The organism is Streptomyces sp. NPDC047315, from assembly GCF_040643215.1.
GTDB lineage: Bacteria > Actinomycetota > Actinomycetes > Streptomycetales > Streptomycetaceae > Streptomyces.
Map to the genome: position 1 here is coordinate 145,662 of NZ_JBEYTZ010000011.1, position 13,512 is coordinate 159,173.

A 13,512-nucleotide genomic window follows, 5' to 3' on the forward strand; every position below is an offset into this window, starting at 1 on the left:
GCCGCCCGCGCGTTGCCGTCTGCGGCCCGGTGGGTGGTTGATCGCGCAGTTCCGCCCCCTACGCCCAGAGGGCGTGGGGGGACCCCCAGCGCCACCTGTTTCACTGCCCCCGCCACTCACCTGCGGGCCGTGGGTGGGCTTGACCCGTATACCCGCAGATATGCGACGGGCCGAGCGAATCAGGTGGCGCTGGGGGTCCCCCCAGGCCCTCTGGGGCCGAGGGGGCGGAACTGCGCGACAAGCCCACCACCGGGCCGCAGGTGGCATTACTTCCGGTAGGAAGACGGCGCTCAGGGCCTGGGCCCCCGCGCCCTCTGGGCGTAGGTGGGGGTGCCCCCACGCCCTCTGGGCGTAGGGGGCGGAACTGCGCGAACAAGCCCCACCGGGCCGCAGACGGCAACGCTCCCGCAGGGGAACGGCGGGTTGCTAGGGGCGCGGGGCGCACGCGCGGGGCGGCGATCGGGTGGCGAACGCGTCCAGCGCTCGGCGCGCGTAATCCCCGTCCGCACCTGACTCCAGCGAGCGGAGCACGTACACCGCGCACCCCGCCTCCGCGACCAACTCGCCCTCCCGCGCGCCCTCCCGCGCCGCCTCCGCGTACGGGCCGTAATACGCGTCCAACTCGTACCGCAGGTGGTCCGCGCCCGGTGGAGTCAGCTCGCAGTGCTCGCGGAGCGCGACGCCGGGGCCGGTCTCGCGGGCCCGGGCCGTACCGCTCGGGGGAGGGACGCCGGCGCAGGCGCCGCGGGCCTCGGACGGGGCGACGTCCTCGTCCGGCCCGGGCGGCAGCGCGATGGCCGCGGGGTCCGCGCCCAGGCGCGCCCCGCAGTCGAAGCGGTCCGCGGACGCGCGCGCCGTGCCGGTGGCGAGGCGGGCCAGCCGCAGACGGTCGGCCGGGTTGTCGACGGCGCCGTCGACGAGGACGCCCTCCACCGTCACCAGCAGGTCCGCGGCGCGGCGCGGACACGCGACCAGCACGGCGACCGTCGCGGCGAGCGCCCGCGGTTCCGTTCGCGTGCTGCCGGCGAAGAAGCCGTCCCAGCCGGGCCCGAGCGGTACGGGCCACCGGGCCTCGGCCCCCGGGTACGCCGGCGTCCCGACCGTGTCCGCGCCCCGCGCCGGGCGGTGCACGGCGACGTCCACCCGGCTCCCGCCCTCGCCGGTGCGGGCGACCACGCACCGCAGGTCCGCCCGGGCGCCGTCCGTGGCGGACGGCAGGTCGCGCCGCTCGGCGAGCCGGCCGCCGCCGAGGACGGCCCGCGCCGCCGCCACCGGCAGCAGTCCGTCGCAGGCGGACTCCAGGACCGGCTCGCCCCGCCACCGATCGAGGCCGTCGCCGAGCGTCAACCAGGCGGTGAGCAGCGCCAGCAGGCCGGCGAGCGCACCGAGGACGGCCGTACGGGAACGGCCCGCGGGCCGTCGCCGCGCCGGCTCCGGGGCGGTCGGACGGACCTCCTCACCCGGGTCGTCGAGGACGATCACCGGGTCTCCCCCAGCACTTGGGTGTCGCGACAGCCGGCGCGGTCCGGCCACGCCCCCTCCGCCGTCAGGTAGCGGTCGAGGACGGCGCGCGCCAGCCGGCGGTGCTCGGCGACCCGCTCGCGCGGCAGCCGGACGTCCACCGCGCCCTCGCTGCGCGGTAAGTGCGGTCGTAGGACCACCCGGTGGAAGGTGGGGGCGCCACCGCAGCGCGCGGTCGCCCACGCCACGAAGCGGGGCGGAGCGTCGCCGCCGCGCCACAGCAGCGAACCGTCCTTGCCCAACTGGAGTTCCGCGGCGCCCTGCCGGTGCTCCGCGAGGTCGCGGGACCACGTGCCGGACGCGCTGGTGGCCTCGACCGCGACGAGGTCGCCGGCGCGCTGCGGCGCGGGCTCGGCGCGCAGTGCGCAGCGACCCGTGCGGGTGGCGTACGGTCCGGTCGGCCGTGGCGTCCAGGTGCCGGCCAGCCCGAGGGCGTCGGAGTCCAGCCAACCGCACAGGGACGCGTCCGCCCGTGCCGGTGCGGTGCGCAGTTCGCCGAGCGGAGTGCCGCCGCAGTCCTCGCGTGCGGCGATCCGGTCGGCGACGGCTGCGGCGGTACGGGCCGCTTGGGTACGGGTGGGCCCGTCGGCGGCTTCGGGCTCGCCCGGTCGCGCCAGCGGCAGGCTCACCCGCACCTGGAGGTCGGTGCTGCGCCCGGTGCGTCGGGCGAGGCCGTTGGGGCAGGTGACGACCAGGACGGCGGCGGCCGTGTCGTCGTCGCCGTCGGCGCTGCCGAGCGCGTTCGCCGGGAGCGCCAGCGGGAAGGCCGCGTCGGGCGGCTGCGCGGAGTCGGGGGCGTCGGACCCCGGCCGCAGCGGCGCGGTGGCCCGCACCTGTGCGGTCACCCCGCCCCAGGACAGCCGGCAGTCCAACAGCGCCCCGCTCTCCTGGGCGGGGTGCAGCAGGGTGCCGTACTCGACGAGGCGGCCCGCGCTGTCGTTGGGGAGGTGCGGCCTCAAGTGCTCCGCCGGTAGCAGACCGAGGCACGCGTCCGCCAACTGTGTGCGGTTGTCGGCGAGTTGTTGGCGTGCGGTGTGCGCCCGTACGGCATACGTGCCGGCGCCGACGAGCACCAGCGCGGCGAGCGCGAGCGCGCCCCAGGTGCGGGGGCGCCACTGTCGCCGTTCGGCGAGCGGCCCGCCGTCCGCGCCTCGCACGGTGTTCCTCCCTGACGTCCGGCCGTCGCGTCCGACATCGGGACGGGAGGCTATCAACGGGTCCGCGCCGCCGGAGCCGGGATCACGTGATGCCACGGCTCAGGATCTGCGTTCCAGCACGAACCGCTGTCCCGTGCGCCCCTCGCGGCACGGGCGCAGCACGACGTGGGCGCTGATCCCGTCGGGTGCGGTCTCCAGGGTCATGCAGGCGCCGGGGTGCGCGGGGCGGATGGTGTAGACGCCCGGGCCGGCTTCGGTGACCGGCTCGATGCGGAAGAGCTCTCCGTCGCCGCGTTGGTTGCACTTCTGGTTGGTGAAGACGGAGCCGCTCTCCGGTCTTCGGCCCGTGATGCCGGTGCAGCGTTCGCCGTGGACGGGGTGGTAGTTCTCGATCCGCCACCAGCCGCTCGGGCTAAGCTCGATGCGGAAGTCGGGGAGGATCTTGCTCTCGCAGGAGACTTGGAAAATCTGGCCGCTGTCGTCGCTCCGCTCGCCCAGGCACCAGCGCGAGCCGGCGGGGCGGATGAACACCTTGCCGGGGGCCGGTTCGAGCATCGCGGCGCCCATCGAGAACGAGGGTCGGACCGCGCCGTTTTGGGGTGGGCCGGGGGCGTCGCCACCGGAGTCGCGCATCACGTACACGAGCGTCGCGAGGACGGCCCCGATGGCGACGACGGCCGAGACGACGAGTAAGAGGGTCCGTCTGGAGGGCTTGGCAAGCCGGGTGGGCCCAGTGCGTACGGATGGAGACTCCTCGGCCGGCCCGTTCCGATCGACGGCGCCCCCGGCGGCGCCGTCCGCGCCACGGGCGTCGTCGCCCGGCGCGCCTTCGACGACCCTTTCGGCCACGGCGTCCGGGACGAGGTCCGATGTGTCGGCCGCAGCGGGGGCCGCACCGCCCCCGGGGCCAGAGCCAGCCGGTTCGCCGTCGGAGCTCTGCCCCTCGGCCGCGCCCCGGACAGCGTTGTCGGGCTCGGCGGGCTCGTCCACGGCGACGGTGCCACCGGCCGCGAGGGCGCCACCCGCCCCGTACTCGGGGACCTCCGTCGACTGGCGCTCCCGGCGGGCCAGTTCCTTGCGCACCCGCAGCCAGGAGTCGATGCCGTCGGGGCCGCTGCCGCAGGCCCGGACGAAGGCGACCACCAGTTCTTCGCGCGGCAGGGTGGAGCGGCTGAGCATGTTCGCGACGGTCGAGCGCGGCAGCACGTCGCCCACCGCGCCCGCCCGCTGGGCGAGTTCGCGGTAGGTCAGACCGGACCACTCCTTGAGCGCGTGGAGCCTGGCCACGAACTCCGCAGCTGTGCGGGCGTCTTCCGGATCGGGAGCGCTCCGTCGGCCGGCATCCATCCGTCCTCCGATCTCTGTCCTTGCGCTGACCAGCCGGGACAGCATCGGGACATGTCCCAGAAGTGTCCCGGACGGGCTCCACCCTTGTCATGTGGCCGGTGCGGCTCAAGAGTGATCTGCGCCATCCCGCCGACCGCGGGCCGGGAAGCGTCGATCGCCGGTCGCACGCATCCGACCTTCCGGGAAGAAGAGGGACGGCGTCACGGGGACACGGGGGAACGGGGGAATGCGGGGGCGAGTGGCTGGGGCGCGGTCCGTACGGGCCCGGCCGCAGCCCTTCGTCCCCGCGGCACCCACGGAGCGGGGGCGCCGGACGGCCGCTCACGGACTCCCCGCGAACGCTGCCGGGGCGCGGCTCGGGCGCCGGTGCGCCGCCGGCTCACCGCCGATTCGGCACCAGTTCGCCGCTGGTCCGGCGTGACCCCACGTGAGGCCACAAGCGAGGTCTAGGGTGAAGCCACAGGTGAGGCCAGCCGCCACTGACGCCCCGTCAGCATCAGGGCGCATTCCTTCCGGCAAACGCGGAAGCGGCGCCCCCGCCGACGAGGGCGCCGAACCGGACATGGGAGCCGATGCGACAAGGAGGGCAATCCGCCCCATACGAACTCGACGGCGTCCGGCCCACTGCGTACATTTCCCGCCGCCAGGCACACGAAGCGCTCCGACCTTTCGACGGACTTCCCGCCCGCGATCGACGACTCGCGCACCGTCGGCCCTAACTCCACCACCACACCACACGACGTACCGGAATGCTCCACGCCGTCTTCACGAATCAGCCATGCACCCCGACGGGGCGGACGGGCGGCCACCACGGCCGACGCCGACACGACGTCGACATGACGCCGACCCGACTCTGAGCAGTCACACCTTTACCCATCCCTGATATCGCCAGAGATCATCAAGGATCACCAGAGATCACCACGGGTGGCGCGAATCACCCGAACGCACGCCGCGCGGGGGCGCACCGGAATCCGTAGGGCGCTGACACGTCGAACCTGAGGGACCGTCACGCCGACGCACGCCCCCGCGCCGAACTCCGCTCCCGGCAAGAGCGCCTTCCTGCCAACCCGCGTCATGTGCCAGAAGCCCCTTGCCAGAGCGTCCGAAAGCCGAACTTGTTGGCAGGGACCGGTCACGCAGAGGATCCCCACATCGATGACGCAGCCCCAGGACTCCCGCACGGTCCGTGGGCCTGCCGATCACGTGACGTGGGCCCGATGCGTACGGGCCCAGAACCCCCTCATCGGAGGACATGTGAAGGTCAAGACGCTCCTGTCCACGGGCTCCTTCGCCCGCAGAGCCCGTGCCGCCACCGTCGTCGCCAGCCTGGCGACCGTGTCCGCGCTGGTGGCCCCCACCGCCGTGGCGGCCCAGGCGCCTTCGGGCGCGAAGGCCACCGCGACCCAGCTCGCCCAGGCCAGCGACGCGGTGCTCGGCGCCGACGTCGGCGGCACCGCGTGGTTCACCGACAAGGCGTCGGGGAAGGTCGTCGTCACTGCCGACAGCACCGTGTCCGCAGCGGAGATAGCCAAGATCAAGAAGGCGGCCGGCGCGCAGGCCGGGGCGCTGGAGATCAAGCGCACCGCCGGCAAGTTCAGCCGGTTGATCGCCGGCGGCGAGGCCATCACGGCGGCCGGCGTCCGCTGCTCCCTGGGCTTCAACGTCGTCAACTCGGCGCGCCAGTTCTACGCGCTCACCGCGGGCCACTGCACCAGTGGGCGGCCCAGCTGGAACATCGGCACCGCCGTGCCGGGCCAGACCGTCTTCCCGGTGTACGACCACGGGGTCATCCAGCACGGCAACCCCGCCGCCGCCGACGGCCGGGTCTATCTCTACAACGGCACCTACCGCGACATCATCAACGCCGGCTCCCCCGGCCTCGGCCAGCGCATCGAGCGCTCCGGCAGCACCACCGGCTACCGCACCGGCACCGTCACCGGCCTGAACGCCACCGTCAACTACGGCGGCGGCCAGCTGGTGTACAACACGATCCAGACCAACGCCTGCGCCCAGCCCGGTGACAGCGGCGGCCCGCTCTTCGCCGGCAACACCGCGTACGGCCTGCTCTCCGGCGGCAGCGGCAACTGCTCCGTCGGCGGCACCACGTTCTACGAGCCGGTCACCCGGCCGCTGGGCCTGTACGGCCTCAGCGTCTTCTAGGCCCCCGCGGTCGCAATACGGTGACTCGCCCTCCCGGCCCCCCGGGCAGCAGTCACCGATCGTCCGACCTCGGTGACCGCCCCCGGCGCGGCGTACGGGCCGCGCCGGGGGCGGTGCCGGATTCAACCGCGGTCGACCACGGTCATCCGTGGTCAACCGCGGTCGACCACGGATCAGGTCGGGTCAGAAGACCTTGCTGAAGCCGTTCCAGCCGGTGCCGATCTTCACGCCGTTGCGGACCGTGCCGGCGCCCGTGCCGTCGTACCGCCACAGCTCGCCGGCCGCGTTGCGGCCCACCACGTCGTCCTTGCCGTCCTTCGTCAGGTCCCCGGCGCCGACGATGGCGGTGAAGCCGCCCCAGCCGGTGCCGATCTTCACGCCCGGGCGGATGGTGCCGGCGCCGGTGCCGTCGTACCGCCACAGGGCGCCCGCGGCGTCCCGGGCCAGCAGGTCCGCCTGCCCGTCCCCGTTCAGGTCACCGGCGCCCACGACCGTCAGCGCCTTCCAGTTGGTGCCGATCCGCCCGACGCGGCTGAACCCGCCCTTGTCGGTGGCGGCGAACAGGTACATGTCGCCGGTGGCCGCGTCGCGGGCGACCAGGTCCGGGCGCCCGTCCTTGGTGAAGTCACCGGAGGCCACCAGCGCGTCGAAGCCGCCCCAACCCGAACCGACCGTCACGGACGGGCTGTTGGGGGTGACGACGGCACCGCGCGCGGGGCGGTACGCCTTCAGCCCGCCGGCCGCGTCGCGCACCAGGACCTCGTTGGCCCCGTCGCCGTCCAGGTCCCCGTACGGGACCAGCGTGGAGGTGGTGGGCCAGGTGCCGCCCTGGACCTTGGCGTTGTAGCCGCCCGTGGCGTTCCCCCGGTACACGGTGAGCGCACCGGCGGAGGTCTGCGCGAAGACGTCGACCAAGCCGTCGTCTCCGACGTGGTCCCGGCGCACGGCGGGCGTCACGGGCGGCTCGCCCCCGGGCAGCCCGGTCCCCGCGGCCCACAACTGGCCGGTGAAGTCACCGGTCGACTCGTGCCACACCGCGGTGGTACGGCCCTCGGGACCGCCGACGACCTGACCGATGGCCACGCCCGACGGCTTCCTGCTGAGCGTCTTCGGCGTCGTCCACGCGCCGTTGACCCGCGCGGCGTGCTGGAAGATCCGGCCGGTGCCGTCCGCCGCCTCCTGGACCCAGCCCGCGTGCACGGTGCCGTCGGGGCCGATCTCGGCGTCGAACTGCTCGGGCACGTACTCCGTGGAGAGCGTCTGGACGGGAGACCAGACACCACCGGTCGAACGGGTGGAGGTGCGCGTGCCGTAACCGCTGCCGTCGCGCATGTCGACCCAGACGAGCGTGATCTCGCCGTTGGACGCGACGAGCGGCTGCGATTCCACGGGCGCTTCGGCCGGCCCGATCCTTTCGACCGGACCCCACTGGTCGCTGCCGGCACGGCGCACGACCGCTTCCGCCACCCGGGTGCCGTCCACGGACCTGTTCCACGTGAGGACGGCCGTGCCGTCGGGCCCCAGACCCGCACGAACCCATCCGAGGTAGGTCAGGGACCCGGCAAGAGTGCGGGGCGCGGCCCACTCCGTGGCGCCGGCCGCCTTCTCGGCGATCACGACGGTGCCGTCGTCCGGGCCGGTCTCGGACCAGGCGACGGTCAGCGATCCGTCGGCGGCGAAGAGCACTTGCGGTGTTGACCCGCCCATGCCGACGGGTGTGGCGTCGACGCGCCGGGCCGGTCCCCACTCCCCGCCCGGGGTGGCGCGCTCCGAAACGAGGACCTCGATGGACCGGTCTTGGGACCGGGTCCAGGCCAGCGCGGCCCGGCCCGAAGGGCCGAAGGCCAGGAAGGCCCCGTGCGTGTCCACTCCTTGGACGACGTCGACCGGAGCCGACCAGCTCGTGCCGCCCGCGGGCAGCGTCGAGGTCCGAATGGTGTTGGTACTGGTCTTCTTCACCCAGGTGAGCGTGATGGAGCCGTCCGGCGCCGGCAGCAGTTGGATGCCGTTTCGGCCCTTGTCCATGGTGTCCAGGACCGTCGCCTCGCCCCAAGTGGCGCTGTCGGCCGGCCGCACCGCCACCCGCAGTTCGTGGTCCCACGTACCGGCGATCTCCCGGTAGTAGACGGCCACGACGTCGCCGTTGCCCCTGGTCTTCACGTCGACGACGTCCACGACGTCGGTGGTGCCGGTCAGTGCGACGGGGTCGCTCCACGGGCCGGCGACGCCCTTGGGCGTCACGGCGTTCGGCGCCGCCACCGCGGCCGGCGCAGCGCCGACCCCTGCGACGGTCACCGCGCCCAGCGCGAGTACGGGTGCGAGCGAGGCGCCGAGGATGCGGCGTACGGTCGCGCGCTGGGGCTGAGGGGTACGTCTCAAAGTTCCTCCGATGGTCCGGCTGCGGTCGTGGCGGAAGACGACAGCACGACGGCACCACGGCACGTCGACGCAACAGCACCCGGATTGACCCCGAGCCGCGCTCCCCCCCACGAAGAGTGTTCCCGGACAGTAACAGCAGCAACTGACAACTGTCCCGGGTGATTTATCCGACGCAACAAAGCTCCGTGATGCCGTCGCGACGGCCGGCCCTACTTCTTCGGGTCAGGCTCCTTCGTACCGGACCAACCCGCGAGCACCGCGGACAGCGCCTCCTGCGCCTCCTTCGCGTCCTTGCCCTTGCCCCGCGCCTTCGGGGCGAGTTCGACGTGGAGGAACGTCGCCCCGTGCCGCTTCGCCGCCTTCCCCTGGACGTTCGTGGTCCCCTCCAACTCGCACCGGTCGGACCAGCCGCGGCAGACCCGCAAGCCCTTGTCGGCGAGGAGGTCGGCCAAGTCCGTGACGTCCTGCGTCACCGTCGGCACGGCGCCGGTGGAGAGGATCGCCTCATAGGGGCGTTTCGACGATTCTGCGAAGCCGTGCAATTGGATTCCCGGAATTCGGCGCTTTTGCAATTCGGTCACGATCGAGTGAAAGACGCTGTCCGTGCGGTGCGCCACGTCCGCCGCGCCCCCCTTGCCGGCGTCGCGGTGCGCGCCGGCGACGACGAGCGCGCCGCCGGGGGTGTTCTCCATGAGGTGCGCGCCGAGGGATTCGGTGTCGCGGTCGGCCACCGGGTGGGGCACCTGCACGCTCCAGCGGACCTTGGCGTCGGCGTTGAGGTAGAGCCGTCCCCACCGGGCGCTATTTCCGGACTTACTGGCTGAAACCTCGTCGTATCGCTTCCCGGACACGGCGTCAGTGAGTCTCGTCACACGGAAGCCCGCGTCGTCGAGGACTTGTTCGGCCTTCTTCCGGTCGCCGTCGAGGAGGTGTCCGACGCCGCGCGCGATGCGCTCCCGGTCCTTGTCGCCCGGCGGCTTGTAGGAGTCCCGACTTTCCGCCTGGCCTGCGTACCTGACGATCCGATCGTTGACGTCCACCAGCTCCCGCGACCCCGACTTGTCGGCCTTCTCATCGCTCGGTTCCGCCTGGCAGCCGACCAGCGCCAGGGCCGTCCCGACGGCCCCCGCAACAACGATCAGTCGAACAGAAAGTGATGATCTTGTGATGCCCGGCGGACAGTCGATCTTCGGCGGCATGGGAAAATCTGCCGGTGACATTCTGTGATTCTCTCCCTATAGGTCGTGCGCTGGCAGTGACGGCGGCCCTCGCCGTACTCACCACCGGCTGTATGTCGACCTCCTCGGAGTCGCAGAGCAAGCCGGGCGGTCGCTCGTTCACCGTTGCCGCCGCGGGTGATGTTCTCATCCACCCCGAGCTGGTCGAGCAGGCGGCCACGGATGCGAAGAAGACCGGCAAGGGCGAGGAAGGGCTCGACTTCCGCCCCATGCTCGCCGGCGTGGAGCCCGTGATCAGCAAGGCCGACCTCGGCATCTGCCACATGGAGACGCCCGTCGCCACGCCGAAGGGGCCCTTCGAGGGGTACCCGGAGTTCCTGGTGCCGCCGCAGATCCTCACGGCCCTCAAGGACGTGGGCTACGACACCTGCTCGACCGCCTCGAACCACACGTACGACCACGGCCTGAAGGCCATCCGCCGCACCCTGGACACCATGGACGAGGTGGGGCTCGGCTACGCCGGCTCGTCCCGCACTCGTGAAGAGTCCGAGAAGATAAACATCCGAACGGTGAAGGGCGTCAAGGTCGCGCACCTCTCCTACTCGTGGGAGTCCTTCCTCAACCCGACCCCCGAGAAGGAACGCTGGGCCTTCAACCGGATCAGCACCAAGGAGATCAAGCAGGCCGAGGAGAAGGCCCGCAAGCAGGGCGCCGAAGTGGTGATCCTCTCGGTGCACTGGGGGCTTGAGCACTACAACGAACCGAGCGTCCCGCAGTTGGAGCTCGCCGAGCGCATCACCACGGAGACCGGGATCGACCTGATCATCGGGCACCACGCGCACGTGGTGCAGCCGATACAGAAGCTGAACGGCACCTGGGTCGCCTACAGCCTCGGCAACCAGATCGCCCGGCACTCCTCCCCCACCGGGATGACGGAGGAAGGCGCGATCGGCTGGTTCGAGTTCAAGGAGACGACGTCCGGCTGGGACGTCGCCGCCCGCTACCGCACCACGCTGGTGGACATCCCGCCCGAGGTGGAGGTGGGCGAGAAGGCGCCCGAAGGGGCCGTCGACGCCCACCGACTCGTCGACGTCCGAGGGGTGCTCGACAACCCGGGCGAGCTCAACGAGGCCCGGCTCGCCCGCTACCGCCTCGCCATCGACCGCACCCGCGGCTTCCTCTTCAACCGGGGGGCACCGGGCGGCGACGGCCTGGCCGAACTCTCCTTGAAGGACTGACGAAGGACCGACGAAGGGTCGGCGTCGGACCCGGCGCAAGGCCAGCGCGAGGCCGCCACAAAGGCCAGCGCAGGGCCAGCGCAGGACTGACGCAGGACCGACGCCCTCCGGCGGCGCCCCACGTGCGCGCAGGCGGACAGCCGCGCGCCGGCATCCGCAGGCACCCGAGCCGCAGCCCGTAGGAACCAGGAAAGAGCACCAGTGAAACCGAGCAATGCCGCGTACGCCGTACGGGGAGGCCGGCGCCGCAGCCGCAAGCGCGCGGACATGCCCCTGCTCGGCGGCATCCGTCCGCCGATCGCGGTGCTGTGCGTACTGATCCTGGCCCTCGCCGCGCTGACGGCGAAGGTCCTCGGTCCCAGCAAGGACGCGGTGGCCCCGAAGGCGGTGCTCTCCTCGCAGCAGCACTTCGCGGAGGACGGCGCCATCGCCATGCGCGCCTCGGTCGACGAGCGGGTCGCGGACCTGGACCGGACCGCGAAGGCGCTGAGCGCCGGCGAGCCGGTGAAGCCCGAGCGCATCCTGTCGGACCTGGGCCGCACGTACCAGAAGTGGACCGGCACCACGGTGCTGGACGTGGAGAGCGGCGAAGTGCTCGCCGCGCGCGGGGAGACGATCCCGCTCGCCTGGCTGGACAAGGACGTCCTCACCGGAAAGCGGGCCCTCACCCCGCGGATGGTGCGCCTGGAGACCGGTGACGTGCGCCTGATGATCATGGCGGTGCTGGACTGGAAGGACCGGCCGCAGCAGCTGCTGCTCGCCTCCAGCAGTCTGTCGGTGCCCGCCATCAACCTCGGCCAGTTCCGCACCATGGCGGTCGTCTCCGAGGAAGGCGAGGTGCTGGCCACCGCTGGCTTCGAGCGGGCCGAAGCGCTCAATTCGGACCAGGAGCGCAAGGAACTCGCGTTCCTCCAGAAGCAGATGAGCCAGCTCTCGGACAAGGCGGCCGTACGGACCGAGAAGCACCCCGTGCGCGCCAAGGAGCCCGGCTCCGGGGGTTACCCCGGCGTCAGCGGCACGCTCGTCGGCAACGAGTACAACGGCCGCGTCGCCCTCGCCGGCTACGCCTCGCTCGCCTCGTCGAACCCCGAGGAGAAGAAGAGCGTCGCCGCCGGCCTCGGCCTGACCGTCGTCTCCCTGCTGCCCGTCGTGCAGGAGGAGACCGGGGAGTCCGACCGCGAGTTGTACGGGCTGATCGCGGCCGGCATCCTCGTCGCGCTCGGGCTGCTCGCCGCGGCCGTGCTGTGGACCACCGTCCAACGGCCCCTGCTGCGGCTGTTCCTGGAGTCCCGCCGGCTCGCCCGGGGCGATCGGACCCGGCCCGTCACGGTGCCCCGCTGGGGCGAGGCCGCCCGGATCGGCGCCGCCCTGGAGCGGCTGCGCCAACAGCTCGACAGCGAAAACGAAAACGCTGCCGCCGCGGGCGCCGGCGACGCACCGCGCCGCAAGAAGATCCGCATCGGCAGCCGCGGACCGCTCGCCCTGACGCTGGCCCTGCTGCTGGTGTGGTGCGTGCCCGTCGGACTGCTGCTCAACCGCACCGACGGATCGGTCAGCGTGCCGATGACCATGGTGAACGACCAGCGCGACCGTACGGACCTGATCGCCGACCGGGTCCGCAGGGCGCTCAACGAAGCACAGGCCGACCTCGTCTCCACCTCCCATCTGATCGGTGCGGACGACGCGTCCGCCACCACCCGCACCCTCCAGAAGGCCCTGGAGAAGCACACCCGCTACCGGGCCCTGTACGTCGTCGACGCCGACGGCGAGGTGAGCGCGCGGGTCGGCGGCGACCCGGCCGACTGGAGCACCGACAAGGACCAGCCGCTGGTCCGGGTGACGGGCAAGGGCGGCAAGGAGCCCGTGGTCCAGGCCGCGGCACCGGTGTCGGAACGCAAGGGCGCCACCCTGGTCGGCGAGATCCGGGTGGAGTTCCTCAACTCCCTGCTGACCAGGCCGGGCCTGGGCGAGGTCCGGGTGGTGGACACCGAGGGCCTGACCATCGCCGGCAGCGACGGCTTCCTGGCGTTCGAGAAGCTGCCCCGCGAAGCGCTGACCGACGTCGTGCACGCGGCCGGCGTACGAGTGGGCGCGGACCCGGTCGAGACCGGTCTGCTGCTGCGCGACGGCGACAAGGTCACCGTGGCCGCCGCCGCCCCGTTCTCCGGCGGCGGCATCACCGCCGACATCGGCTGGACCGTGGTCAGCTGGCAGAACGCCGAGCGCTTCCAGATCGCCCCGTACGAGCGCGAGGACCGCAGCGTGCTCGCCGGCATGCTCGGCCTGGCCGCGATCGTCTTCTGCCTCGGCTGGATCTACCTGGTGGTCGTACGACCGCTGCGGGCCCTGGCCACCAGCGCGGAGAAGCTCGCCGACGGCGACCTGAAGACCGTGCTCTACCCGCGCTACGCGGACGAGGTGGGCGCGGTCGTCCGCAGCCTCGAACTACTGCGTCAGCAGGCGCAGGCCCACAGACACAACCAGGCGCGCCGGACCGCGGAGGTCCAGCCCGGCGCCGGCGGAAGGTGACCG

General features: G+C 72.6%; 8 protein-coding genes. 3 read left to right on the forward strand and 5 right to left on the reverse strand.

Translation table 11 applies throughout. The annotated features are described in order from the left end of the window. Nucleotides 1–426: 426 nt before the first annotated feature. From ABZ842_RS15425 to ABZ842_RS15435, 3 genes are all read right to left on the reverse strand, one after another. On the reverse strand, nt 427–1,482 hold the full coding sequence (locus ABZ842_RS15425) for a hypothetical protein (protein ID WP_361537153.1): 1,056 nt from the start codon (nt 1,480–1,482) through the stop codon (nt 427–429). Continuing rightward, on the reverse strand, nt 1,479–2,678 hold the full coding sequence (locus ABZ842_RS15430; protein ID WP_361537154.1) for a hypothetical protein: 1,200 nt from the start codon (nt 2,676–2,678) through the stop codon (nt 1,479–1,481). Before ABZ842_RS15430 ends, ABZ842_RS15425 begins: the two co-directional genes overlap by 4 nt. Before the next feature lie 99 nt (nt 2,679–2,777). After that, entirely contained in the window at nt 2,778–3,965 is a 1,188-nt protein-coding gene (locus ABZ842_RS15435; protein WP_361537155.1) for a helix-turn-helix domain-containing protein, read from the reverse strand. Between the two features lie 1,314 nt (nt 3,966–5,279). On the opposite strand from ABZ842_RS15435, the gene ABZ842_RS15440 reads away from it, so the two are divergent. Further along, on the forward strand, nt 5,280–6,185 hold the full coding sequence (locus ABZ842_RS15440) for a S1 family peptidase (protein WP_361537240.1): 906 nt from the start codon (nt 5,280–5,282) through the stop codon (nt 6,183–6,185). Nucleotides 6,186–6,368: 183 nt separating this feature from the next. Here ABZ842_RS15440 and ABZ842_RS15445 read toward each other — a convergent pair whose 3' ends face one another. Together ABZ842_RS15445 and ABZ842_RS15450 are read right to left on the reverse strand one after the other, a co-directional pair. Then, a complete protein-coding gene (locus ABZ842_RS15445) occupies nt 6,369–8,564 on the reverse strand; it encodes a VCBS repeat-containing protein (RefSeq protein ID WP_361537156.1) in 2,196 nt (731 codons plus the stop codon). Between the two features lie 209 nt (nt 8,565–8,773). Further along, nucleotides 8,774–9,784, reverse strand: a complete 1,011-nt coding sequence (locus ABZ842_RS15450) for a hypothetical protein (protein WP_361537157.1) — start codon at nt 9,782–9,784, stop codon at nt 8,774–8,776. 71 nt (nt 9,785–9,855) lie between these two features. On the opposite strand from ABZ842_RS15450, the gene ABZ842_RS15455 reads away from it, so the two are divergent. Together ABZ842_RS15455 and ABZ842_RS15460 are read left to right on the forward strand one after the other, a co-directional pair. Next, nucleotides 9,856–10,980, forward strand: coding sequence for a CapA family protein (locus ABZ842_RS15455; protein ID WP_361537158.1), 1,125 nt, complete (start codon nt 9,856–9,858; stop codon nt 10,978–10,980). A 267-nt stretch (nt 10,981–11,247) separates the two neighbouring features. Then, nucleotides 11,248–13,509: a HAMP domain-containing protein gene (locus ABZ842_RS15460; RefSeq protein WP_361537241.1), complete on the forward strand. Its 2,262-nt coding sequence runs from the start codon at nt 11,248–11,250 to the stop codon at nt 13,507–13,509. Nucleotides 13,510–13,512 lie beyond the last annotated feature (3 nt).

Coding starts and splice junctions, on each gene's coding strand:
- ABZ842_RS15450 (WP_361537157.1), bottom strand. CDS start 9,784: ATGTCACCGGCAGATTTTCCCATGCCGCCGAAGATCGACTGTCCGCCG.
- ABZ842_RS15455 (WP_361537158.1), top strand. CDS start 9,856: ATGTCGACCTCCTCGGAGTCGCAGAGCAAGCCGGGCGGTCGCTCGTTC.
- ABZ842_RS15460 (WP_361537241.1), top strand. CDS start 11,248: ATGCCCCTGCTCGGCGGCATCCGTCCGCCGATCGCGGTGCTGTGCGTA.